General features: G+C 64.6%; 20 protein-coding genes. 14 read left to right on the plus strand and 6 right to left on the minus strand.

Annotated elements, in window-relative coordinates:
* Positions 1-9: 9 nt before the first annotated feature.
* From NR193_RS06250 to NR193_RS06265, 4 genes are read right to left on the minus strand one after another with little or no spacing between them, the layout of a single operon-like run.
* Positions 10-666, minus strand: coding sequence for a GntR family transcriptional regulator (locus tag NR193_RS06250; protein WP_256750000.1), 657 nt, complete (start codon positions 664-666; stop codon positions 10-12).
* 16 nt (positions 667-682) lie between these two features.
* A complete protein-coding gene (locus NR193_RS06255; protein WP_256750001.1) occupies positions 683-1,993 on the minus strand; it encodes an aspartate aminotransferase family protein in 1,311 nt (436 codons plus the stop codon).
* The gene (locus NR193_RS06260) at positions 1,994-3,052 is read right to left on the minus strand and encodes a phosphotransferase (protein WP_256750002.1); all 1,059 of its coding nucleotides are present in this window, start codon (positions 3,050-3,052) and stop codon (positions 1,994-1,996) included.
* Positions 3,049-4,350: an ArgE/DapE family deacylase gene (locus NR193_RS06265; RefSeq protein ID WP_256750003.1), complete on the minus strand. Its 1,302-nt coding sequence runs from the start codon at positions 4,348-4,350 to the stop codon at positions 3,049-3,051. Before NR193_RS06265 ends, NR193_RS06260 begins: the two co-directional genes overlap by 4 nt.
* A gap of 199 nt (positions 4,351-4,549) precedes the next feature.
* Between NR193_RS06265 and NR193_RS06270 the strand changes: the two genes are divergently transcribed.
* The 8 genes from NR193_RS06270 (at position 4,550) to NR193_RS06305 (ending at position 13,664) form a co-directional block, all read left to right on the plus strand.
* A complete protein-coding gene (locus tag NR193_RS06270; protein ID WP_256750004.1) occupies positions 4,550-5,236 on the plus strand; it encodes a GNAT family N-acetyltransferase in 687 nt (228 codons plus the stop codon).
* Positions 5,237-7,957: a LuxR C-terminal-related transcriptional regulator gene (locus NR193_RS06275; protein ID WP_256750005.1), complete on the plus strand. Its 2,721-nt coding sequence runs from the start codon at positions 5,237-5,239 to the stop codon at positions 7,955-7,957.
* A gap of 83 nt (positions 7,958-8,040) precedes the next feature.
* Positions 8,041-9,162: a class II histone deacetylase gene (locus NR193_RS06280; protein ID WP_256750006.1), complete on the plus strand. Its 1,122-nt coding sequence runs from the start codon at positions 8,041-8,043 to the stop codon at positions 9,160-9,162.
* A gap of 4 nt (positions 9,163-9,166) precedes the next feature.
* Positions 9,167-10,024, plus strand: coding sequence for an urea ABC transporter permease subunit UrtB (gene urtB, locus NR193_RS06285; RefSeq protein WP_256750007.1), 858 nt, complete (start codon positions 9,167-9,169; stop codon positions 10,022-10,024).
* On the plus strand, positions 10,021-11,007 hold the full coding sequence (locus NR193_RS06290) for a branched-chain amino acid ABC transporter permease (protein ID WP_256750008.1): 987 nt from the start codon (positions 10,021-10,023) through the stop codon (positions 11,005-11,007). Before urtB ends, NR193_RS06290 begins: the two co-directional genes overlap by 4 nt.
* Positions 11,004-11,708: an ATP-binding cassette domain-containing protein gene (locus tag NR193_RS06295; protein WP_256750009.1), complete on the plus strand. Its 705-nt coding sequence runs from the start codon at positions 11,004-11,006 to the stop codon at positions 11,706-11,708. Before NR193_RS06290 ends, NR193_RS06295 begins: the two co-directional genes overlap by 4 nt.
* A gap of 2 nt (positions 11,709-11,710) precedes the next feature.
* Positions 11,711-12,412, plus strand: a complete 702-nt coding sequence (locus tag NR193_RS06300; RefSeq protein ID WP_256750010.1) for an ABC transporter ATP-binding protein — start codon at positions 11,711-11,713, stop codon at positions 12,410-12,412.
* An 82-nt stretch (positions 12,413-12,494) separates the two neighbouring features.
* A complete protein-coding gene (locus tag NR193_RS06305; RefSeq protein WP_256750011.1) occupies positions 12,495-13,664 on the plus strand; it encodes a substrate-binding protein in 1,170 nt (389 codons plus the stop codon).
* A gap of 52 nt (positions 13,665-13,716) precedes the next feature.
* Here NR193_RS06305 and NR193_RS06310 read toward each other — a convergent pair whose 3' ends face one another.
* Positions 13,717-15,363 carry an acetolactate synthase large subunit gene (locus NR193_RS06310; RefSeq protein ID WP_256750012.1) on the minus strand — a complete coding sequence of 549 codons (1,647 nt, stop codon included), beginning with the start codon at positions 15,361-15,363 and terminating at the stop codon, positions 13,717-13,719.
* A gap of 374 nt (positions 15,364-15,737) precedes the next feature.
* Between NR193_RS06310 and NR193_RS06315 the strand changes: the two genes are divergently transcribed.
* Positions 15,738-16,031 carry a zf-TFIIB domain-containing protein gene (locus NR193_RS06315; protein ID WP_256750013.1) on the plus strand — a complete coding sequence of 98 codons (294 nt, stop codon included), beginning with the start codon at positions 15,738-15,740 and terminating at the stop codon, positions 16,029-16,031.
* Between the two features lie 76 nt (positions 16,032-16,107).
* A complete protein-coding gene (locus tag NR193_RS06320) occupies positions 16,108-17,100 on the plus strand; it encodes a Tim44 domain-containing protein (RefSeq protein WP_256750014.1) in 993 nt (330 codons plus the stop codon).
* Between the two features lie 22 nt (positions 17,101-17,122).
* Here the strand turns inward: NR193_RS06320 and NR193_RS06325 are convergent, their stop codons facing one another.
* Positions 17,123-18,220: a lactonase family protein gene (locus tag NR193_RS06325; protein ID WP_256750015.1), complete on the minus strand. Its 1,098-nt coding sequence runs from the start codon at positions 18,218-18,220 to the stop codon at positions 17,123-17,125.
* A 199-nt stretch (positions 18,221-18,419) separates the two neighbouring features.
* On the opposite strand from NR193_RS06325, the gene NR193_RS06330 reads away from it, so the two are divergent.
* Genes NR193_RS06330 through NR193_RS06345 form a run of 4 tightly spaced genes read left to right on the plus strand, consistent with a single transcriptional unit; the run spans position 18,420 to position 22,514 of the window.
* Positions 18,420-18,971, plus strand: coding sequence for a MaoC family dehydratase (locus NR193_RS06330; protein WP_256750016.1), 552 nt, complete (start codon positions 18,420-18,422; stop codon positions 18,969-18,971).
* Positions 18,972-18,973: 2 nt separating this feature from the next.
* Positions 18,974-20,134: a CaiB/BaiF CoA-transferase family protein gene (locus NR193_RS06335; protein ID WP_256750017.1), complete on the plus strand. Its 1,161-nt coding sequence runs from the start codon at positions 18,974-18,976 to the stop codon at positions 20,132-20,134.
* Entirely contained in the window at positions 20,131-21,300 is a 1,170-nt protein-coding gene (locus NR193_RS06340) for an extracellular solute-binding protein (protein ID WP_256750018.1), read from the plus strand. The genes NR193_RS06335 and NR193_RS06340 overlap by 4 nt, the downstream gene beginning before the upstream one ends.
* A 26-nt stretch (positions 21,301-21,326) precedes the next feature.
* Positions 21,327-22,514, plus strand: a complete 1,188-nt coding sequence (locus tag NR193_RS06345; RefSeq protein WP_256750019.1) for an ABC transporter substrate-binding protein — start codon at positions 21,327-21,329, stop codon at positions 22,512-22,514.
* The last annotated feature ends 68 nt before the right edge of the window (positions 22,515-22,582 follow it).

Raw genomic sequence — 22,582 nt, forward strand, 5'->3', positions numbered from 1 at the left:
TGCGGACGATCAGTCGGTCCTGCGAAGATTTTCGGAGAGAATCGCAGCCGCCACGGCGATGTCGTCTTCGAGAGATGCTCGAACCGCCGAACCGCTGTGCTGCTCCAACGCGACAACGATCCTGCGATGCGCATCGTTCGACTGCGGGATGTAGCGATCGGCCTGCATCAGCAGCTTGAGATACGGCCCTACCCGCCCCCAAAGGTCGCGGATCATGTTGAGCAGGATCGGCGCACCTGCGTGCTGGTAGATAGCGAAGTGGAAGGCCTCGTTCAGCGTGAGATAGGCCCTGGCGTCACCAGCCTCGATGGCGCGCTGCATGCCGTCGAGCGTGACCTGCAGGTCAGCCAGCCCGCTTTCGGTCATCCGCGAGGCAGCCATCTCGCCCGCCAGTCCCTCGACGGCGATGCGAATGCGCGTCAGTTCCTCGAAGGCAGGCGCTGACAGCAAGGGCACGATGATCGAGCGGTTGTTCTGCATCTCGAGCAGCCGCTCGGCGACAAGTCTCTGCAGCGCCTCGCGGATCGGCGTCGTCGATATCCCGAACGTCTCGGCAAGCTTGCGGATGACCAGTGTCTGGCCCGGGCTGAAGCCACCTGAAATCAACTCCTGTTTGAGCGCGCCATAGGCGCGGTCGTTCAGGGTCTGATGTTCAAGCTTCAGCATGCGCGGCCCGCTCCGGTCACCATTGCGACAGTGCGCGATCGAGCGTCTCGGCCAGTTGCTCGGCATTGTCCCTGGCAAACGGCAGAGGCGGCCTAATCTTGAGGACATTGCCGCGCGGGCCGCAGGAGGAGATCAGCACGCCGTCCTCGCGCATGGCTTCGACAACCGCCGATGTCTTGGTGGCGGCCAAGGCTTCGTCGCCCTCCGCCGTCAACTCGACGCCGAAATAGAGGCCGTTTTGCCTGATATCGGCGACCATGCCGTGCCGGCTCTGCAGCGCGCTCAACAGGTCAGCCGTATAGGCACCGACCATGCGCGCATTCTCGATCAGTCCCTCGCCTTCGATCACCTCGAGAACGGCGATGCCGACGGCAGCCGCGACAGGATTGCCGCCAAAGGTGTTGAAGTAACCGGTGTTCGAGCCGAAGGAGGCAACGAGCTGCGGCCGCACGAGCACCGCTCCCATCGGATGCCCGGCGCCGATCGGCTTGCCCAGCGTGACGATATCGGGCTCGATGCCATAATTGGCGAAGCCCCACATGCCCTGGCCGAGCCGTCCGAAGCCGGACTGGACTTCGTCGGCGATGACAATCCCCCCGGCTTGCTTGACGTGATCCGCCGCCTCGCGCATCACCTCGGCGTCGGGAAAGAAGATGCCGTCGCTGGAAAAGGCCGAGTCGAGAAGCATTGCTGCCGGACGGATGTTCTGCGCACGCATGCTGTCGATGGCGGCGGCGACATTTTTGGCAAAATCGCGCGCGGTTCGGCCGTGGTCGCGGAACGTGTCGGGCGCCGCGACAGTGCGGTGGTGCGCGGGCACACCCTTTGCCCCGACCGCCGCCGGCGACAGCTGCGCGGTCGCGATCGTCGCGCCGTGATAGGCGAAGTCGGTGATGATCACCCCGGTGCCGCCGCTGGAATGCTGGGCGATGCGGATGGCGAGGTCATTGGCCTCGCTGCCGGTGCAGGTGAACATGGCGTGTCCCAGATGGGGCGGACAGGTGCCGAGAAGCTTTTCCGCGTAGTCGAGGATGATCTCGCTGAGATAGCGGGTGTGCGTGTTGAGCGTGGCGGCCTGCCCCGCCAGCGCCTCGACAACGCGCGGATGGCAATGCCCAACCGAGGCGACATTGTTGTAGGCATCGAGGAATTTCCGGCCCTGCGCATCGTAGAGCCAGACGCCGCTGCCGCGCACCAGATGGATCGGGTTGCGGTAGAAGGCGCGGTAGGTCGGGCCAAGCAGTCTGGCGCGACGCTCGAGCAGGGCGCGCTGGGATGCCGTCGCGTCGACATTTGCAGGGTTTGGCGAGGACTGGGACACGAGCATCTACTCCGGATTGGAATGGTCGAGGAAATATTGGCGGGCATCGATGGACGACAGACCGTCCAGCCGTTCGAGCGAAGCCCAGACTTCCGCGCCGTGGCGCAGGACATAGTCGCGTTTGGCTGGGAACCGCTCCGCCTGCCAGGTGGCGATGTTCACGATGAGCGCAAGGCGGGCGCGGATCAGATTGAAAAGAATGCCGATCTCTTCGACCTCGAGCGGCTGCACCGATTGATAGCCGGCGACGAAGCGCGCGGCCGGTGCCAGTGGATGGCCTTCCGCCGGCCAGCGATAGACGGCGCCTATGGCGAGGTCACAGATCAGCGGCGAATGGATCATATCGCCGAAATCGAGGATGCCGCTCACGACTTCCGGCCGCGAAGCGTCCATCACGACATTGTAGGAGTTCATGTCGTTGTGGACGATCTGGGCGCGCAGTTTCGGGATGACCGGTGCCGCATGCTCCTCGAAGGCGTCGATCGCACGTTCGACCATGGCGCGCCGGCCTGCGTCGGTGATATGCGCCATCATCGGCCGCGTCTTGGCGACCTTGCGGATATCCCAGAGCAGGTCGCTGCCGGCGGCCGGATGGAAGAAGCCGCGCAGCGCCCTGCCGAGGCGGGCGAGGAAGATGCCGAGATTGCGATCCTGCGCCGCTGATGCTGGCGAGCGCGAAAGTAACTGGCCGGGCAGATAGGTGACCAGCCGGACGATACGCGGCGCCGCCCCCCCGACGCTGACCGCGAATTGAGCTTCGCCCTGAAGGCTTTTGCGTACCGATGGAACCGGCAAGGTGGGGTCGATCGCCAGGATATGGTCGAGCGCCTTGTTCTGGAAGTCGGTGAAGCCGGGCTCTTCCGCCGGATGGGAGATTTTCAGGACGAACTCGCCCTCGCCGTCGGTCTGGATGTGGAAATTGTGGTCGCGTTCGCCGGGCAACGGACGCGCGGTGCCGGTGAGCCCGTAGTGCTGGCGCAAGATGGCGAGCGCGTCGGCTGTCGAAACGTGCGGCGCGCCCTCGGCGAGCGTGTCGCCGAAAGCATCGGGTACGGCCGCGTTCATGGTTTTGCCTCGGGAGCGACCGGTTCGAGGCCGCACCAGTCGGCGATGAACAGCGCGATGGTCTGGGTGACCTTGCGCACCGAATCCAGATCGACGGCTTCGTCATAGCCATGCGGCATGCGGCAGATCGGGCCGTAGACGATCGCCGGCGTGTCTGCATAAAGGCCGAAGAAACGCGCATCGGTCGTCGCCGAGGTGACGTGTTCCGTCAGCGGCTCGCCCCAGACCGCGACATGGCTGCGGCGCAGCACGGCTTCCATCTCGTCGGCCCCTTCCAGCACATAGCCCTCTGCCATGAAACCGTTATAGGTCATCTTTGGCGGGCGATTGGCCAGGAACGGATCGGCGCGCGCCGCATCGGCGATGCACGCCTCGAGCTCGGCCCTGGCGTCCTCCAGCTTCTGGCCGGGATAGGTGGCGACGCGCATTTCGAAGACACAGCGCGCCGGAACGCTCGATGTCCACTCGCCGCCTTCGATCTTGCCGAGGTTGAAACGGATCGGGTGCGGATGATCGCAAAAATGCGGGTCATCGACCTTGCGCGCGTTCCAGACGGTTTCCAGCTGCTTCAGCGCCTGGATGATGACGAATGCCTTTTCGATGGCATTGGCGCCGGCCGAGAAGGCGCCCGACGCGTGCTGCGGATCGCCATCGACCTCGACCCGGAACCAGATCGGCCCGACCTGCGCGCGCATCAGCCTCGGCTCCAGCGGTTCCGGGATGAAGGCGGCGTCGGCGCGGTAGCCGCGCTGCAGGCAAGCGAGCGCGCCATTGCCGGTGCACTCTTCCTCGACCACCGATTGCAGGAACACGTTAGCCGCCGGCTGATAGCCGAGGCTGCGCAATGCGGTCAGCGCATAGAGACAGGCCGACAGGCCGGCCTTCATGTCGCCGGCGCCGCGGCCATGCATCCAGCCATCTTCGATCTCCGGATCGTAGGGATCCCGCACCCAGCGGTCGAGCGGTCCCGTCGGCACCACGTCGATATGGCCGTTGAGGATCAGCGAGCGGCCGGTGGCGTTTCGCGGCGTGTGGGTGGCAACGACGTTGAAGGCATCGTCATAGGAAACCGCCACGGGTGAAAAACCCGGCAGGTCGCGAATCGCATCGACATCGACACGCCACATGTCGACCGCATAGCCCTCCGCTTCATAGGCAGCCGCCATGAAGGATTGCGCGGCGTGTTCCTCGCCACGCTGGGAGGGAAAGCGCACGAGGTCAGCCAGGAACGCAACCTGTCGCGCGAAGCCGTCGTCGACCGCGCTGAGAATGGCCTCGTCCGCAATGCGCTCAGGCATCATATTTCGCTTTCATCTGGATGGTGTATCATATCTCATATGCCATTTCTGTGAAATGCAAGAGGCACCGGCGCCAAAAAGCTCAGTCCAGAGCTTGCCGTTCGATGCTGCACGTTCTTGAGAGTTGGCATCGGCTGTCGCAAGCCGATACTGCTATCGGACAGACAGGAAGAGGAATGCGTTGATTACAGAAGATACGATGCCTGCCGAAATTACCGATCTCGCCATCGGCTACCGGCGCCTGCCAGCGGGCAAGCTCGCCAATGCGGTGACGTGGATGGAGCTGCGCGCCCCGCAACCCGATCTGGCGCAACCCCTGGCCATGAACCGGATCACGATACCCGACTGCGCGTCGTATCGGGCGATCTTCCTGGAGATCGGCGCGCCCTGGCTGTGGGACCGCGTTTCGGAAATGTCCGACGCCGAGATAGCGGAGCATTTCACCGATCCGCGCCAGCATCTCTACTACGGCCATGATGAAAGCGGCACGCATCTCGGCATGGTCGAATTCTTCGCCGCCGACAGCAACGAGATCGAGATCACCTATTTCGGCCTGTTCCCTTCGTTGACCGGCCGCGGTTTCGGCAAGCGGCTGATGGCGGGGGCGCTCGATCTGGCATGGCGCCTCAATCCAAACCGCATCTGGCTGCACACAAGCAGCTTCGATCATCACAGCGTCATCGGTTTCTACAGCGCTTGCGGATTTGTGCCCTTCGCGACCGGGTTCGAAATCATCGACGATCCCCGGATAAAGGGAACCTTGCCACGCAGCGCCGCACCGCAGATTCCCCTGATCGAAGCAGAGTGGAGTGCTTGCAATCCCAGGGGCGGCAATGGCAAGGGAGCGCCGGCCTCCCCGGCGAACCGACAGGTTGCCCAGACCTAGATGAGAACACCTCCGCAATCCGCCACGCACGCGTCACTGCATCACCGCCGATGGGTCCGCCGCGAGACCATCCTGTCGACGCTGAGCCGGCATATCGATACGCGGATCGTGCTGTTCGCGGCGCCCGCCGGCTTCGGCAAGTCGACGACGATGGCGCAGTGGGCCGCGGAAGTCGCTCGCCATGGCCGGCTGACCGCATGGCTGTCCTGTGAGGTAACCGACAATGACGAGGGCGCCTTCCTGTCGCATCTGGTGGGAGCGCTGCGCCATCTCGTCCAGAGTCCGGCGGAACTCGACCTTGCCTTCCAGTCGAGCCCGATCCCGCAGCTCGATGTCGTGCTCGCCGCGCTGTTGGCGGGCCTCGCGGCGCGCGACGCCAACATCACCTTGTTCTTTGACGACTACCACGCCATCGAGACGCCGGCGGTAAGGCGGTTCATGGAGCGCCTGACCCGGCAGGCGCCCGCCAACGTCGCCTTCGTCATCGGTTCGCGCAGCCTGCCCGACCTGCAGCTGGGCAAGCTCAGGGTGCTTGGCGACGTGTTCGAAATCGGCCGCGACGACCTGCGCTTCGCCTCGTCCGAAGCCGAGGCCTTCTTCAACGAGAAGCTTGGCCTCAGCGTCAGCAGCGGCGCGGTGGAGACCTTGTGCTCCCGAGCGGAGGGATGGGCCGCGGGCCTGCAGCTGGCCTCGCTGTCGCTCAGTGCCGCGCATGCGCCCGAAACCGTCATCGGCAATTTCACCGGCGCCAACCGCAACGTCGCCGATTTCCTGATGGGGGAAGTGTTCCTGGAACTGCCGCCGGCGATCGCGAAGTTCCTGCTCTACAGCTCGATCTTCGAACGCTTCAGCGCAGAGGCCTGCCGGGCGGTGATGCGCGCGGCGGACGCCGAGGCGGCGATCACGGAAATCGAGACACGCAACCTGTTCCTGGTGCCGCTCGACGAAGAGCGACGCTGGTTCCGCTATCATCATCTGTTCCGCGATTTCCTCAGCCGCGAACTGGAACGGCGCGAACCGGAGATGATCGCACCGCTGCATCTGGCGGCTGCCGAATGGTTCGGCGAGCGCAGGATGCTGACCGAGGCCATCGGACACGCGCTGGCTGCCGGCGACCAGGCCCGTGCGGCGGTGTTCGTCGAAAACAACGCGCTCGACCTCATCGCCCAGTGCCAGCTTCTTTATGTCCGCCAGTTGCTGGCACTGCTGCCCAGGACGCTGATCGACCAGCGCATCAGGCTGCAATTGGTCGTGCTGTGGCTGGCGGTGCACAGCAGCCAGCCGGAGATTGCCCAACAGACGCTGAACAATGCGCGCAAGCTGGTCGAAACCGGACCGGTTGACGGCAATGATCCGGGCACGTTGACCGGCACCACAATCGAGGCCGAACTCGTGGTGCTCGATGCCGCCGTGCACAGCACGCTGGAGCAGTTTGAACAGGCGCGCGACACCGCACTCGTGGCCTTGCGCGTCATCGCGCCCGACGCCTGGTTCATGGAAGGCGCGACGGCCAATGTGATCGGCTACAATCTCTATGCGCTGGGCGACCTCGAGGGCGCGCGCACGGCGGTGGACGCGGCGCGCAAGGCGCACGAGCGAAGCGGCAGCCTGCTCGGCGTCACCATCGCCAATTGCTACATGGCCGTCATCGAGCGCTCTGCTGGACGCTTGCCCGCCGCGGAACGGCTGCTGCGCAACGCCATCATCGAGGCCAGGGCGCGGATCGGTGCAAACTCCTATGCCGAAGCCTTGGCCGGAACGCTGCTTGCCGAGCTTGCCTACGAAACCAATTCGTCGGGCGAAGCACTGACGCTGGTCGAGAATCTCGGGCCGCTGATCGAGGGCGCCGCGGTCATCGTCTATCCGCTGGCCAGCGTGCCGACCTATGCCCGCGTGCTGCAACTGACCGGTCGCACCGAAGCTGCCCTGGACATGCTTGACCGCGTCTATCAGCGCGTGCGGGGCACGGTGTACCGCCGCCTGGCATCGATGATCATGCATGACCGCATCCGACTCCTGCTCGACCAGAGCCGCGTCGCCGAGGCGCGCGCCCTGCTGAGCGAGCATCGCCGCGAAAGCGCCGAAACCGCCCCCACTGTCGCCAACGAATTCGAATACTTCGCCGAGGGCAGGCTGCTGACGGCGGAACAATCCTACACGGCGGCCGCGGCGCTTTTCGATGCGCTGCTGAAGCGAACAAAAAGCAGCGGGCGCATGCGCCGCCACATCCTGGCGCTGATCCTGCGCGCCAAGGTGGCCAGCGCCGGCCACGAGCAACGCCAGGCCGACCGCTACCTGCTCGACGCCCTGCGCCTCGCCCAACCCTCCGGCTTCATCCGCTCCTTCGTTGACGAGGGAAGGCCTGTTATCGAAGGGCTGATGCGGCTGCGTGCGGCTCAGGCAAAAACCGATCCGGCACTGTCCGCCTATGCCACGCGCATCATCGATGCCGCGCAGACCATGCCTGTGGCGACGCGCAAGCTGGCCGCGCCAACCGCAGACAAGGAACAGCTCACCCAGCGCGAGGCCGAACTGCTGCGCTGCCTGACCGAAGGCATGTCCAATCGCGATATCGCCTTCGCCCTGTCAGTCAGCGAAACGACGGTGAAATGGCATCTGAAAAACATCTTCGGCAAGCTGTCAGTGACCAATCGGGTCCAGGCGGTGCGCGCCGCACAGGCGGCAGAGAGCCACCCGCCCCCTCCGAAAGGAGGGGCATAGAAGATGGGCGCAGCCCCCCCTTTCGGGTCGGGCGGAGCCGATGCGAGCCTGCTAGCGTCACCTGGTTTTGGAGGGCGCTGCCGATGGCGACGGGTTATGTTTTTCACGAACAGCTGATGTGGCATGACACCGGCTCCAGCGCCGACATGATGCCTCCCGGCCGTTTCGTGGAGCCCGGCCGGCATCTGGAATCCCCCGGCTCAAAACGCCGGTTGAACAATCTCATCCAGGTCAGCGGCCTGTCGCGCCACCTGGTGCCGATCATTCCCGAACCGGTCTCGGTCGAGGACCTGATGCGCGTGCATACGCAGCGCCACGTCGACGATATCCGCATGCTGAGCGAGCGGGGGTCCGGTTTCGCCGGACCGCAGGCGCCGATCGGACTCAACAGTTTCGACATCGCCCTGCTTTCGGCCGGCACCACCTATGCCGCCATGCGCGCCGTGCTGACTGGCCGCGTCGACAACGCCTATGCGCTGGCGCGGCCGCCCGGGCACCATGCAGAACCCGACCAGGCGTTGGGCAACTGCCTTTTCTCCAACATCGGCGTTTCCGTGCGCCGGCTGCAGCACGAAGGCCTGCTTGGCCGCGCCGCGATAGTCGACTGGGACGTGCATCACGGCAACGGCACCGAGACGATCTTCTATTCCGACCCGTCGGTGCTGACCATTTCCGTGCACCAGGACAATCTCTATCCGACCGGCCGCGGCGCGCTGGCCGACAACGGCAAGGACGCCGGCGAAGGCTACAACATCAACATCCCGCTGCCCGCCGGCAGCGGTACCGGCGCCTATGAATCGACCTTCGACCGCGTCGTCGCCCCTGCACTGCGCGCCTTCAAGCCCGATCTCGTCATCGTCGCTTCCGGCTTCGATGCGTCGGGCTTCGATCCGCTCGGCCGCATGATGCTGAACAGCGAGTGCTTCCGGCGCCTCGCCGCACGCATGGTGGCGCTGGCCGCCGAGACGTCGCAGGGACGCCTGATGATGACCCATGAAGGCGGCTATTCGGAAGGCTATGTGCCGTTCTGCGGCCATGCCGTCATCGAGACGCTGGCCAATCATCGCACCGAAGTCGTCGACCCGCTGTCGGACCATATCGACGAATGGGCCGGGCAGGATCTGCAGCCGCATCAGGCCGATGTGATCGACGCCGCCGAAGCCCTGCTCGCCGGCCTGCGCCAACGCCTCGCCAGCGCGGCCTGACGCGATGGATTTTGTCGTCACCACGCTCCTCAACGCGCTGACGCTGATCAGCATCCTGATGCTGGTCGGGCTCGGGCTGGCGATCAGCTTCGGCCTGATGAACGTGACCAACCTGGCGCATGGCGAGTTCGTCACCGTCGGCGCCTTCGCCGTCTATTTCGTCCAGAGCGTGGGCGGCTCGTTCTGGCTGGGGCTCGCCGCGGCGCCCATCGCCGGCGCCGCAGTCGGTTGCGTCCTGGAATTCGCCATCATCCGCCATCTCTATTCGCGGCCGGTCTCGACCGTTCTCGCCACCTGGGGCGTCAGCCTGATCCTGCAGCAAGGGCTGGAACTGACCTTCGGTCTCGGCGCCAAGCCGGTGACGCCGCCGATCGAAGGCACGCTCGACCTCTTCTTCACCGTCTATCCGGCCTACCGGCTGATCCTGATCGCCATCGCCACGCTGACCCTGCTCGGCGTCGTCCTGCTGATCAGCCGGACATCGTTCGGGCTCGATATCCGCACCGTCATCCAGAACCGCGAGATGGCCGAGGGCGTCGGCATCAACACGCGGCGCACCTATGCCATTGCCTTTACCTTCGGCGCGGCCATCGCCGGGCTCGCCGGCGGGCTGGTCGCGCCGCTGGCGATCGTGCTGCCGCAGATGGGGGTAAACTATCTCGCCAACGCCTTCTTCGTCGTCATCGTCGGCGGTGTCGGCTCGATCGGCGGCCTCGTCGCCGGCAGCGTCTTCGTCGGTGGGCTGACCAGCGTCCTCAACTACCAGATATCGCCATCGCTGGCGCAAGCGATCGTGCTGCTCGCGGCCATCGTCGCCGTGCGGCTGCGGCCCAACGGCCTGTTCAACGGGGCAGCGCGATGATCGCCCGGGACCGCAACTGGCTGCTGATCTTCGCCGTCTGCGCAACACTCGCCATCCTCTATCCGTTCATCGCCGACGGTTATCAGCTGACGGTGATCCGCGACGCGCTGATCTTCGGCCTGTTCGCGGCGAGCCTCGACTTCTTCTGGGGCCGCACCGGCATTCTCTGCTTCGGCCACGCCGCCTTCTTCGGCATCGGCGGCTACATCATGGCGCTGGTCACGCTCAACGATGCCATCCCCTTCGCCAGCCTGCTCGGTATCATGGGCGCGGTGACTGGTGCTGCCTTCGTCGCCGCCATCATCGGCTACTTCCTGTTCTTCGGCGGCATCCGCGGCAGCTATTTCACCATCGTCACGCTGGCCATGGGCGTCATATGCCAGCAGGCGGCGGTGTCATGGAGCTCGGTCACCGGCGGCGACAGCGGTCTGATCGGCATCCCGCCGATCGAATTCGATCTTGGCGGGCTGCATGTCGATCTCAGCCAGGACCTGCCCTCCTACATCTTCGTCGCGGCCATCGTCGCCGTGGTCGTGCTGGCTCTGTGGTCGATCAGCCGTGGCCGCTGGGGCACGGTGCTGATCGCGATCCAGGACAATGAGGTCCGGGCCGCCGCTCTCGGTCACAACGCACCCTTGCGATTGCTCGTCACCTTCGTCCTCTCGGCAGCCATCGCCGGGCTCGCCGGCGCGCTTTATGTCTGCATGGCGGGGCTGGTGGCGCCCGACCTTTCCGGGCTGCTGTTGTCCACGGAGGTCATCGTCTGGGTGGCGGTCGGCGGGCGCGGTACTCTGCTTGGTCCCGTTCTCGGCGCGATTTTCATTCAGCGTGCGCAGCAGACGATCAGCAGCTTCAATCCAAGCCTGTGGCCACTCCTGCTCGGCTGCGTCTTCGTCGTCATAGTCTTTGTCTTGCCCGATGGCATCCTGTCGATCTACGCGCGGCTGAAGGCCCTGCTCAACGGCCGGAGGCGCGCGTCATGAGCGACGTCCTGCTCCAGGCCGAGAATGTCGGCATCCGCTTTGGCGGGCTGCAGGCGCTCGAAGCGTTGAACCTCACGGTGCGTGACAAGGAACTTTGCTGCATCATCGGGCCGAACGGCGCCGGCAAGAGCACGTTCCTCAACGTGTTGACCGGCACGCTTCGCCCAACCAGCGGCAGCGTGCGGTTTCTCGGCCACGACATTGCCGGACTGCCGCTGCACCGCATCGCCCGGCTCGGCATCGCGCGAAAATTCCAGATCCCGTCGGTCTTTCCCAGCCTCTCGGTGGAGGACAATCTGAAGGTCGCACGGTGGGGTGTCCCCTCACCGGTGCGCCCGGTCGATGAACTGCTGGATCTGGTCGCGCTCACAAATCGCGCCGCCACGCTGGCCGGTGAACTCGCGCATGGCCAGAAGCAATGGCTGGAGATCGGCATGGCGCTGGCGATCGAGCCAAGGCTGCTGCTGCTCGACGAACCGACCGCCGGCATGACACCGCAGGAAACGCTGGCGACCGCCGAGATGCTGCTGCGGCTGAAGGGCGAGTTCTCGATCGTCGCGGTCGAGCACGACATCCGCTTCGTGCGGGCCCTGAACTGCGAAACGCTGGTGCTGCATCAGGGGCGCCGCCTGCGCAGCGGTCCTTTCCATGACATCGAGACCGACGAAATGGTCCGCGACGTCTATCTGGGGAGGCGCTGACCATGCTGCGGACACTTGCCGTCTCGGCCGGCTACGGCCTGCTCCCGGTGCTGAACGGCATCGACCTCGGCGTCGCACCGGGCGAAGTCGTCGGCCTGCTCGGCCGCAACGGCGCCGGCAAGACGACGCTGCTGCGCGTCATCGCCGGCGCCCTGCGGGCAAGCGGCGGCGCGGTGGTTCTCGGCGACCAGGACCTTACCAATGCTCCCGCCTTCCGCCGGGCACGGGCCGGCATCGCGCATGTGCCGCAAGGGCGCGGCATCTTCAACCAGCTGACCGTGCGGCAGAACCTCGAAGTTGGCACCCGTGCCGCGAGGGACCGTGGCGACGGCGGCATTCCTGACGACATCTTCGGCTATTTTCCGATCCTGCGCGAACGCGAAGCCCAGGTCGCCGGCACGCTCTCGGGCGGCCAGCAGCAGATGCTGGCGATCGGCCGCGCGCTGTGCGGCCTGCCGTCGGCGCTGCTGCTCGACGAGCCCTCGGAAGGCATCCAGCCGAACATCGTGCAGTCGATCGCCGAATTGGTGCCGCGCATCGCCCGCGAGCGCGGCATCGCGATCGTTCTGGTCGAACAGAATCTCGATCTCGTTCTCAAGGCGGCCGACCGCTGCCTGGTGATGGAGAAGGGCAGGATCGTGCACGAAGGCGCGCCGGAGGCGTTCGCCGACGAGACCCTGCTCAAGGATTTGTTGGCTTTATAGGGCGCGCCTGGAGCGCGCCCGGGACTTGTCGGCTTTGTAAGGCGTGCATGGGGCGCGCCTGGGACTGGAAGGGAACACAACAATGATAAGCAGAAGAACTATCCTGAAATCCGGCGGCGCGGCCGCGGCCTTCGCCATGGTCGGCGCGCCCTCGATCCTGCGCGCCGCCGACACCGTCAAGGTCGGCCTGTCGATCCCGATCACCGGGCTGCAGGCGATCCTCGGCGAGACGCTGCTCAATTGCTACCAGCTGGCCGCCGCCGAGCTCAACGCCGCCAACGGCATTGGCGGGCGCCAGGTCGAGTTGTTCATCGAGGACAACCAGACCACGACCAAGGGCGCAATCGACAAGGCGCGCAAGCTCCTCAACGAGGACAAGGTCGACGTGATCATGGGCACTATCATTTCGCCGGAGCGCAGCGCGACGCTGTCGGTGACCTCGAAGGCCAAGAAGCTGTTCTTCTACCCGACCAATTTCGAGGGCGGCGAATGCAACCGCTACTTCGTCGCCACCGGCCCGATCCCGATGCAGCAGGTCGACCCGATGATGCCGTGGGTGGCCGAAAACCTCGGCAAGACGATCTACGTCATGGCTTCGGACTATGCCTGGCCGCAGAAGATGACCGAGGCGATCACGGCGGCCTATGAGAAGGCCGGCGGCAAGATCATCGGCGCCGACTATTACCCCTTCGGCACCACGGATTTCGGCCCCGCCTTCCAGAAGATCAAGTCGCTGAAGCCCGATGTCGTCTGGTCGATGGTGGTCGGCAACGACGCCGTCACCCAGCTCAAGCAATATCGCTCCTTCGACATCAAGCAGCCGCTGATCGCGCCGCTCGACGAGGTCTTCAACAAGGACGCGCTGCCGCCCGGCGTGGCGGCCGGCACCTACGCGCCGCAGCCCTACTGGATGGCGCTCGACAATCCGGTCAACAAGAAGTTCATCTCGAGCTTCCGCGAAAAGTTCGGCCAGGAGAAGATGGTCAACGGCATCGGCGAAGCCGGCTACAACGGCCTGCATCTCTACGCGCTGGCCGCAGGGAAGGCCGGATCGCTGAAGGACGACGATGTGCTGGCCGCATTGCCGACGATCGAGTTCGACGCGCCGCAAGGCAAGATCCGCGTCGACGCGACCAACAACCACACGCTCTGCCACTCCTATGTCGGCAAGGCCGCGGCCGACGGCATCGGCTACGAGATCGTCAAGGATTTCGGGACGATTGCGCCGGTAACGCCCTACTGCAAGGTGTAGTGCATTTCGGCTGCGCCTCCAGGCAATCCTGACGGCGGCGTTGCCGCTGCCGTCAGGGCGTCTGCGGCGCCGGCAGCCGCTCGCGCAGTTCGTCGACGAACACCCTGGTGTTTTCGGAATAGTCGATGGGCACGACGACGAGATGCACGCCGCCGCCGGCGAAGGCCTGCTCCAGCGCCGGCCGCAATTCGGCAATCGTGTCAACCCTGGTCCCCTTGGCGCCATAGGCCTCGGCGTATTTGACGAAATCGGGATTGCCGAAGGTCATGCCGAAATCCGGAAAATCATCGACCGCCTGCTTCCAGCGGATCATGCCGTATGCATGGTCTTCCAACAGCATGACGACGAGGTTGAGCTTGAGCCTGACGGCGGTCTCCAGTTCCTGGCTGTTCATCATGAAGCCGCCATCGCCGCAGATGGCCATGACACGGCGCTGGGGATAGAGCAGTGCCGCCATCATCGCCGACGGCAAGCCCGCGCCCATGGTGGCGAGCGCGTTGTCGAGCAGCAGCGTGTTTGCCATGCGCGTGCGGTAGTTGCGCGCAAACCAGATCTTGTACATGCCGTTGTCGAGGGCGAGGATCCCGTCTGCCGGCATCACCGCACGCACATCGTGCACGATGCGTTGTGGCGTGAAACGGTCTTCGGTGGCGCGCGCGGCGATCCGGCTCAAAATGCCTTCCCGCAGCGGCAGCAGGGCCTGCGCATTGGGGATCTTGCCCTCGATACGGTCCGCCAGCAGCGCCAGCGAGGGGCCGAGGTCGCCGACGATCTCGGCCTGCGGGAAATAGACCTGCTCGACATCGGCGGAGTGATAGCCGACATGGATGACCGTCGGCCCCTTGGCGCCCATGATGAAAGGCGGCTTCTCGACCGTGTCGTGGCCGATGGTGATGATCAGATCGGCCTGCTCGATGGCCTCGTGTACATAGTCGCGTTCCGAAAGTGCCGCCGTTCCCATGTAGAGCTCGGTTCCGCCCGGCACGGTGCCCTTGCCCATCTGCGTGGTGAAGTAGGGAATTTGCGTGCGCAGGACGAACTGGGCGACATCGGGGGTGACGCGTGGCCGCGACGCCGCCGCGCCGAACATCAGCAGCGGACGCCTGGCTTCCATGATCATGCGGGCGGCACGATCGAGCGCGGTCGCGCTGGCCAGGGGCAACTCGACCGGATGCGTCGGCACAAGCGCGACCGGCTCACACTCCGCCGCGGCAATGTCTTCCGGCAATTCCAGATGCACGGGGCCGGGGCGCTCCTCCTGGGCGACGCGAAAGGCTTCGCGCACCAGTGACGGGATCATCTTCGGCGAGACGATCTGGCGCGACAGCTTGGTCAGCGGCTTCATCGCCGCGACGATGTCGACGATCTGGAAGCGCGCCTGCCGCGATGACAGGATGCCCTTCTGGCCAGTGATCATGATCATCGGCATCGCGCCGAGCAGCGCATAGGCCGAGCCGGTTGTCAGATTGAGCGCGCCGGGGCCAAGCGTGGTGATGCAGACACCTGCCTTGCCGGTGAGCCTGCCATAGGTGGCGGCCATGAATGCGGCCGCCTGCTCGTGGCGGGTCAGGATCAGCTGGATCGACGAGCGCCGGATCGATTCGACGATGTCGAGATTTTCCTCGCCCGGAATGCCGAAGATCCGCTCGACCCCTTCATTCTCGAGGGCCGCAACGAACAGATTCGAACCTTTGGTCATGAACCAACTCTCCTGCAATGCCTACATCCCGCCAGCCACCTTCATATGGCACCGGAACGCGACGCCTCAAAGAGGCTACGGATCGTAGCAACAACCATTGCCCATCTTCGGATCTAGCACTGGCTCCGCGATCCGAGACCATTATGTTCCGGACGCTGAATGGACCGAACAGGGCGGTCTCAGCCGCAATGCCAACAAACCATTCTTGCGGGCAATATCGCCCTTGAAGGCGCGGCTCTGCCTTCCTAACTGTCCGGTGCGGGCCGGGCCCCTCTGACGATCGCTTCTGTGATTGTGATGTCGGACCGCTTTAACGGGCCCGTTTCCATCCTTTTCGGTCAAGCGGGCTCATTCCTCTCGGTTTGGAGCCCCGCATGACATCTTCTCTCCTTGGCCTGGTTTGCCCTTCCTGCCGCGTTGCGCTCACAATGAGCGAACGCCAGGGTATCGAGATCGACTACTGTCCGCAGTGCCGCGGCGTCTGGCTTGATCGGGGCGAACTCGACAAGATCATCGAGCGTTCCGGCAGGGATGCCGCGCCGCAGCCACAGCCGACAGCGTTTTCCCAGCCACAACACGGCCACGGCCGCGATGACGACTATTCCCGCTCGCAGGGCCACCGCTATCCGAAGCGGAAGAAATCATTCTTCGAAGAATTGTTCGATTGACCGCTTGGCGCCCCGGTACCCGGGTCCGGCGTTCGCTGAAAATTTCCGAAATCACATCCACAAAGGCCTATCTCCGATGATGTCTCGCACAAGCCGATTTGCAACCCTCTTTGCAGGACTGTTCCTTGCATTCTCCATGGTCGCGATCGATCATGCCGAGGCTCGGCGCGGCGGCAGTTTCGGCAGTCGTGGCACGCGCACGTTCCAATCGGCGCCGCCGACCAGAACCGCACCGGCGCCGACCGCTCCGCTCGAACGTTCGATGACGCCCAACACCGGTGTGAACACGCAGGCCCGGCAGCCGCAGGCCGGCCTGCAGAGGCCCGGCTTCATGAGCGGCTTTGGCGGAACGATGATGCGCGGCCTGCTGCTCGGCGGCCTGATCGGCCTGCTCGTGGGCCAAGGCTTCGGTGGCCTGGCCGGCATGTTCGGTTTCCTGCTCCAGGCCCTGCTCATCGGTGGCGCGATCATGCTGGTTATCCGCTTCTTTCGGTCGCAATCCGCTCGTGGCCCTGCCCCAGCGCTCGCCGGTGCAGGCAATGGCCAAGCGTCGCGATTTGAGAACCGCGCAACGGCACAGCAGCAAACGGACACTGCACGCGCCTTCACAATTCCCGGCTTTGGCGGCGGTTCGGGCGCCGGCTCTCCGGCCACCGGTTCCGAGGACATCACGCTGGCCCAGACCGACCTCGACGCATTCCAGCAGTTGTTGACCGATCTCCAGGAAGCATTCGGGCGCGAAGACCATGCCGCTCTGCGTCGGGCGACGACCCCCGAGATGGTGTCCTATCTGTCCGAAGAACTGGCCGACAATGCCCAGAAAGGTCTCAGGAACGAGGTCTCTGACATCACCTTGCTGCAGGCCGACATCGCGGAAAGCTGGCGCGAGGAGGACCGCGACTACGCCACGGCCGCATTGCGCTACGAGTCTCGTCACGTGACGCGCGAACGCGCCAGCGGCAAGATCGTCGAGGGCGACGAGGACCATCCCACAGAGACGACCGAGTTGTGGACATTCACACGTGAGAATGGCTCGAACTGGAAGCTCTCGGCAATACAACAGGCATGAGCCCTGGTTGATGGCAGGAGGTTCAACGCACGATCTTGACGCACATCGGCGTGCCGATCTCGATGGCGCGGCCGGTGTCGGTCAGCATGCCGCTGTCGGCATCGCGGGCAAAGATCGAGATGCGGTCGGCATTCTGGTTGGCCGAGAACAGATGGCCGCCGGACGGCGTCAGCGCCAGGTTGCGCGGCGTCGCGCCGCCGCAAGGAACATAACCGACGAGGCTCAACGCGCCGGTCTGCTGGTCGACCGCCATGATGACGACGCTGTCGTGGCCACGGTTGGAGCCATAGACGAAACGGCCGTCGGGCGAGATCTGGATGTCGGCACAATGATTGCTGTCGCGCGCCTCGGTCGGCACGGCCGGCCTGGCGTCGATCATCGACAGCTTACCGGTGGCCTCGTCGAGCGCCATCGACACGATGGTCGAATCCAGCTCGTTCATGACGAAGACGAAGCGCCCGCGGGGATGCAGTGCGAGATGGCGCGGACCGGCGCCCGGCGGCAAAGCGGATTCGGCTGACTTGCTCAGGCTGCCATCACGCTCGATGCGGTAGGACACCAAGCGGTCGATGCCGAGGTCGGCGACAATAGCCGTTCCGCCAGCGATGGTTTCGGTGACGCTGTGGGCATGCGATCGTTCCTGCCGCGCCGCATTCGGGCCGGTGCCCTTATGCGAAACGCTGGCCAGCGGTGCCGACAAGGCACCGTTCTTTTCGAAGCCATAGACCGCCACGGCGCGATCCGGACCACCCTCGCCCATGCCGTAGTTCGCGACCAGCAGTTTCGTCCCGTCTTGGGTGATGGTGTTGTGGGCGGTGATGCTGCCCAGCGAGGGCTGCTTGTTCAGATAGCTGAGCGTCCCCGAGGCGCGATCGAAGCTGTAGGCGGACACGGTGCCCTCGCGCCAGGTGAAGACCTCCGAATTGGCGTATAGGCGCGAGCCATCCGGCGTCACCGACAGGAATGTCGGATTGTCGATGTCATTGGTCTCGGCCAGTTTCGATGTTCCCAGAGTTTCCTCGTCGAAGCTGTAGACGCTGAGACCGACGCCGCGCGCGCCCTGAAAATAGGGCGCCTCCCGGTTCAGGCTGCCGACAAAGACCAGACAATCCGCGCGCATGATTTCCTCCCCTGCCCGCCAGCGCTTGGGTGCGCGGGAGCAGCCAAAATTTCGCCTGTTCATGCTTGCAACGCAACCCCATATGTGAAAATACTATTTACAAAAGAAGATTGACGGGAGGAGATGTCGTGCAATCAGGCGCTTTGACGCGTGGTCATATGGTTTGCCGGACCCCAGCACGAGACCATCGGAGCCAGCCATGACCGATTTCGCGCCTACCGTCGGCGTCGCCTCGACGTACCCGAGAAATATGCCCGAGGACCACGCCGCCCTGCCGGTCTGGAACGCCGAGAACTGGTTCTATGAAGACTGGCCGGTCGGCCAGAAGATCCGCTCGTTGCGCCGCACCATGGCCGAAGGCGACAGTCACCTTTTCAACACGCTGGTGCTCGACATCCACCCTTACGTGCAGGACCAGATGTTTGCCGAGACCGAGGGCATTTTCGGCAAGCGGCTGGTGGCCGGCGCCTTTGTCTTCTCGGCCGGCCTGGGGCTGGTCGCCACCAATTGCGTCAATGCCTTTTCCTATGGCTACGACAGACTGCGTTTCATAAAGCCCGTCTTCATTGGTGACACGATCTATTCGATCCGCTCCAATCTCGACAAGAAGCCCCGCTACAAGGAAATGGGGCTGATCCGCGCCAGCTATGAAGTGTTCAAGGGCGAAGGCGAACTGGTTCTCTATTGCGAGCATCTGCAGACGGTGAAGTACCGCAACCCGGCCGATTTCGTCGGCAAGACGGAGAAATAGAGATGCCGGCAGCAGCCGAATTGCCGCTTGCCGGTCTCGTCGTCGTCGACATGAGCCAGTTCCTGTCCGGGCCCTACTGCTCGCTCAGGCTGCTCGATCTCGGCGCGCGCGTCATCAAGATCGAGCGTCCGGATGGCGGCGACCTGTCACGCCGGCTCTATCTCAGCGACACCGAGATCGGCGGCGATTCCACCATCTTCCATGCCATCAACCGGGCCAAGGAAAGCCTCGCCATCGATCTCAAGAACGAGGCCGACCTCAAGGCGCTGCGCGGCCTTCTGGCCAAGGCCGACGTGCTGATCCAGAATTTCCGGCCGGGCGTCATCGAGCGGCTTGGCCTCGACCATGAGGCTGTCCGCAAGATCAACCCGCGGCTGGTCTATGCCTCGATCAGCGGCTATGGCGAAGAAGGTCCATGGGTCAAGCGTCCGGGCCAGGATCTCCTGGCGCAGTCGCGCTCCGGCGTGATGTGGCTGAACGGCGACGAGGACCAGGGACCGGTGCCGTTCGGGCTTGCCATCGGCGACATGCTGGCGGGTGCGGCCTGCGCGCAAGGCATCCTGGCGGCGCTGGTGCGGCGCGGCATCACCGGTCAGGGCAGTCATATCGAAACCAGCCTGCTGGAAGCGCTGGTCGATTTCCAGTTCGAGGTGCTGACCACGCATCTCAATGACGGCCGGCGCTTGCCCAGGCGCTCCAACTTCCGCAGCGCGCACGCCTATCTGTCGGCGCCCTATGGCGTGTATCCGGCCAAGGACGGTTATCTGGCCATCGCCATGACGCCGATCCCCAAGCTGGCTGATCTTCTGTCGCTCGAGGAGTTGGCGCCCTATCGCGACAGACCGGCATCGTGGTTTACCGCGCGTGACGACATCAAGGCGATCATCGCGCAGCGGATCGCCACCAAGACCATCGACGAATGGCTGGCCATTCTGGAGCCGGCCGATATCTGGTGCGCCAAGGTGCTGACCTGGCCTGAGATGCTGGCAAGCGAGGGCTTCCAGTCACTCGACATGCTGCAGACGGTCACGCGCGAGGACGACGTCTCGATCCTCACCACCAGTTCGCCGCTCAGGGTCGATGGTGTCAGAGCCAAGGTCGATCGGGCAGCTCCACGCATCGGCGAGCACAGCGCGGCGATCCGCAAGGAGTTCGGCCTGTGAGCCTGAACACCCTCAAGGGCATGACCTGGAGCCATCCGCGTGGCTACGATCCGATGGTCGCCTGCTCGTCCCTGTGGCGGCAACGAACGGGTGTCTCGATCAAGTGGGACAAGCGCTCGCTGCAGGATTTCGAGTCCTTCCCTGTCGAGGAACTGGCACGGGCCTACGATCTCATCGTCATCGACCATCCGCATGTCGGCCAGATCACGGCGGAGCGTTGCCTTGAACCCCTCGACGTCGCCGGCCGCGAGACGGAGCGCGCCGCACTTGCGACGGGCAGCGTCGGCCAGTCTTATCCGAGCTACAACTGGCAGGGGCGGCAGTGGGCGTTTCCGATCGATGCTGCCAGCCAAGTCCAGGCTTGGCGGCCGGATGCGCTAGAGGCACCGCCACCGCGCTGGAGCGACGTGCTCGATCTCACCCGGCAAGGCCGCGTGCTGTTGCCCTTGCGGCCGCCGCATGTGCTGATGACGTTCTACACGCTGGCCGGCAATCTCGGTCATCCCTGCGCGACCGATCCGTCCCGCGATCTCATCGACATCGAGACGGGCAGCGAAGTCTTCGAGACGATGCGCGAGATCGCGGCGCTGGTCGACCCGGCCTGTTTCGAGATGGACCCGATCGCCGTTTCGGAGCGCATGGTAGAGTCCGGCTCCCGGTTCGTCTGCGCACCGTTGATCTACGGCTACGTCTCCTATGCGGTGACGGGATTTCGCGCGATCCGGTTGGCCTTCGCCGACATCCCGGTCATCGGTGCGAGCGGCCCCGTCGGTTCGGCGCTCGGTGGCACAGGCATCGCCGTGTCGGCCTTTTCGAAGGCGAAAGAGGCCGCGATCGACTTCGCCTATTGGGTCGCCAGTGGCGATGTCCAGCACAGCGCCTATGCCGCCGCCGGCGGTCAGCCCGGTCATGCGGACGCCTGGGAAGACCAGACGGTCAATGCCGCGACCGGCAATTTCTACAGCGATACGCGCGCGACGCTGGAGGGCGCATGGGTGCGGCCGCGCCATGATGGCTACATGGCGTTCCAGCAGGCGGCATCCGACCGCATCCTTTCCGGCATGACCTCCGGGCACAAGGCCGCCCAGGTCGTTGCCGATCTCAATCGCCTGTTCCGGGAGAGCTCCCCGGCGCAGGTGTCCGGCGCTGCCGGTGGAGGAGCCTGAACGAAACCGAACGGAGGAGAACGAGAATGACAGCAATGATCCGCGGCCTGCTGGCCGCAACGGCGCTTGCCTCGCTTGCAACGACCGCCTTTGCCGAGGACGTGCAAGGCGTCATCGGCGGGCTGCCGACCGAACTCAAGGCGCAATATGACGGCGCGCCGCAGAAAGTGCTGCCCTCGGCCTGGGACAATTTCACCCCACCGCCGAAGCCGTGGAAATGGTGCCACTCGGAATCCTACCAGGGCAATCCGTGGCGGGTCACGGTGACCAAGGAGCTGAAGCGGCTGGTCGACGGGCTGATCGCCGACGGCACGGTGTCCAGCTTCGAGGTGTCGGATTCCAACAATGACGCCAGCCAGCAGATCAATCAGATCCGCGCCTTCATCGACAAGAAATGCTCGATCATCACCTCGATCCCCGGTTCGGCGACGGCGCTTGACGATGCCATCGATGCCGCGGCCAAGGCCGGCATCCCGTTCATCACCGCGGCCGGTTCGGTGACCAGCCCGAACGCGATCAATGTCGATTCCAACTATGCGCGCTGGGGCTATGACATGATGACGGCGATCGGCAAGGCACAGCCCGACGGCGCCAGCATCCTGCTGGTCGAAGGCATTGCCGGCCACCCGATCGTGGTCCAGGAGCGCCAGGGCGCGGACAAGGCGCTGGCGGAAAATCCGAAGCTGAAGATCTCGCGCAACGTCAACGGCAACTGGACGGCCAACGTCACCAAGACGGTGGTGCTGCAGGCGATCGCCACCAACCCGGCACCGATCGACGCGGTGTGGACGACCGGCAGCGAAAGCCGTGTCGTCGCCGAAGCCTTCGCCGAAGCTGGCCGGCCGGCGCCATTGATCACCGGCTCGATCACCGGTGATGCGCTGGGCTACTGGAAGGCCAACCCCGACAAGTACCGCTTCGAAGGCCATGCGGTGCTGCCGCACTGGACCGCCGAGACGCTGTTCCGTGTCGGCGAGCGCATGCTCGACGGCCAGAAGCCGAAACTGAACACGCTGCTGATCCCGATCCCGCCGGTCCACAGCGCCGATCTCGGTCAATGGTACAAGGACTGCATGACGACGGATGCCGTCTCGATCTTCCCGATTCCGCCCAAGGACCCGATGCCGGAGGAATGGCTCGACGCCTATTTCTCCAACCCGGCGCCGACCAAGGGCTGGGATTATTCGAAGGTGCCCGATGCCTGTGCAAAGTGACACCTGTGCAAAGTGACGCCGGCGCCAAATAGGGTCTCGGCAAGCCGGCTCCTTTCGGGGAGCCGGCC

It is taken from the genome of Mesorhizobium sp. Mes31, from assembly GCF_024519675.1.
Taxonomy (GTDB): Bacteria; Pseudomonadota; Alphaproteobacteria; order Rhizobiales; family Rhizobiaceae; genus Mesorhizobium.

Bases quoted from the DNA above. Each gene is read 5' to 3' on its own strand.
- NR193_RS06280 (WP_256750006.1), top strand. From the start codon at position 8,041: ATGGCGACGGGTTATGTTTTTCACGAACAGCTGATGTGGCATGACACC.
- NR193_RS06260 (WP_256750002.1), bottom strand. From the start codon at position 3,052: ATGAACGCGGCCGTACCCGATGCTTTCGGCGACACGCTCGCCGAGGGC.
- urtB (WP_256750007.1), top strand. From the start codon at position 9,167: ATGGATTTTGTCGTCACCACGCTCCTCAACGCGCTGACGCTGATCAGC.
- NR193_RS06270 (WP_256750004.1), top strand. From the start codon at position 4,550: ATGCCTGCCGAAATTACCGATCTCGCCATCGGCTACCGGCGCCTGCCA.
- NR193_RS06250 (WP_256750000.1), bottom strand. From the start codon at position 666: ATGCTGAAGCTTGAACATCAGACCCTGAACGACCGCGCCTATGGCGCG.
- NR193_RS06300 (WP_256750010.1), top strand. From the start codon at position 11,711: ATGCTGCGGACACTTGCCGTCTCGGCCGGCTACGGCCTGCTCCCGGTG.
- NR193_RS06315 (WP_256750013.1), top strand. From the start codon at position 15,738: ATGACATCTTCTCTCCTTGGCCTGGTTTGCCCTTCCTGCCGCGTTGCG.
- NR193_RS06330 (WP_256750016.1), top strand. From the start codon at position 18,420: ATGACCGATTTCGCGCCTACCGTCGGCGTCGCCTCGACGTACCCGAGA.
- NR193_RS06325 (WP_256750015.1), bottom strand. From the start codon at position 18,220: ATGCGCGCGGATTGTCTGGTCTTTGTCGGCAGCCTGAACCGGGAGGCG.
- NR193_RS06320 (WP_256750014.1), top strand. From the start codon at position 16,108: ATGATGTCTCGCACAAGCCGATTTGCAACCCTCTTTGCAGGACTGTTC.
- NR193_RS06275 (WP_256750005.1), top strand. From the start codon at position 5,237: ATGAGAACACCTCCGCAATCCGCCACGCACGCGTCACTGCATCACCGC.
- NR193_RS06345 (WP_256750019.1), top strand. From the start codon at position 21,327: ATGACAGCAATGATCCGCGGCCTGCTGGCCGCAACGGCGCTTGCCTCG.
- NR193_RS06290 (WP_256750008.1), top strand. From the start codon at position 10,021: ATGATCGCCCGGGACCGCAACTGGCTGCTGATCTTCGCCGTCTGCGCA.
- NR193_RS06295 (WP_256750009.1), top strand. From the start codon at position 11,004: ATGAGCGACGTCCTGCTCCAGGCCGAGAATGTCGGCATCCGCTTTGGC.
- NR193_RS06305 (WP_256750011.1), top strand. From the start codon at position 12,495: ATGATAAGCAGAAGAACTATCCTGAAATCCGGCGGCGCGGCCGCGGCC.
- NR193_RS06265 (WP_256750003.1), bottom strand. From the start codon at position 4,350: ATGCCTGAGCGCATTGCGGACGAGGCCATTCTCAGCGCGGTCGACGAC.
- NR193_RS06310 (WP_256750012.1), bottom strand. From the start codon at position 15,363: ATGACCAAAGGTTCGAATCTGTTCGTTGCGGCCCTCGAGAATGAAGGG.
- NR193_RS06255 (WP_256750001.1), bottom strand. From the start codon at position 1,993: ATGCTCGTGTCCCAGTCCTCGCCAAACCCTGCAAATGTCGACGCGACG.
- NR193_RS06335 (WP_256750017.1), top strand. From the start codon at position 18,974: ATGCCGGCAGCAGCCGAATTGCCGCTTGCCGGTCTCGTCGTCGTCGAC.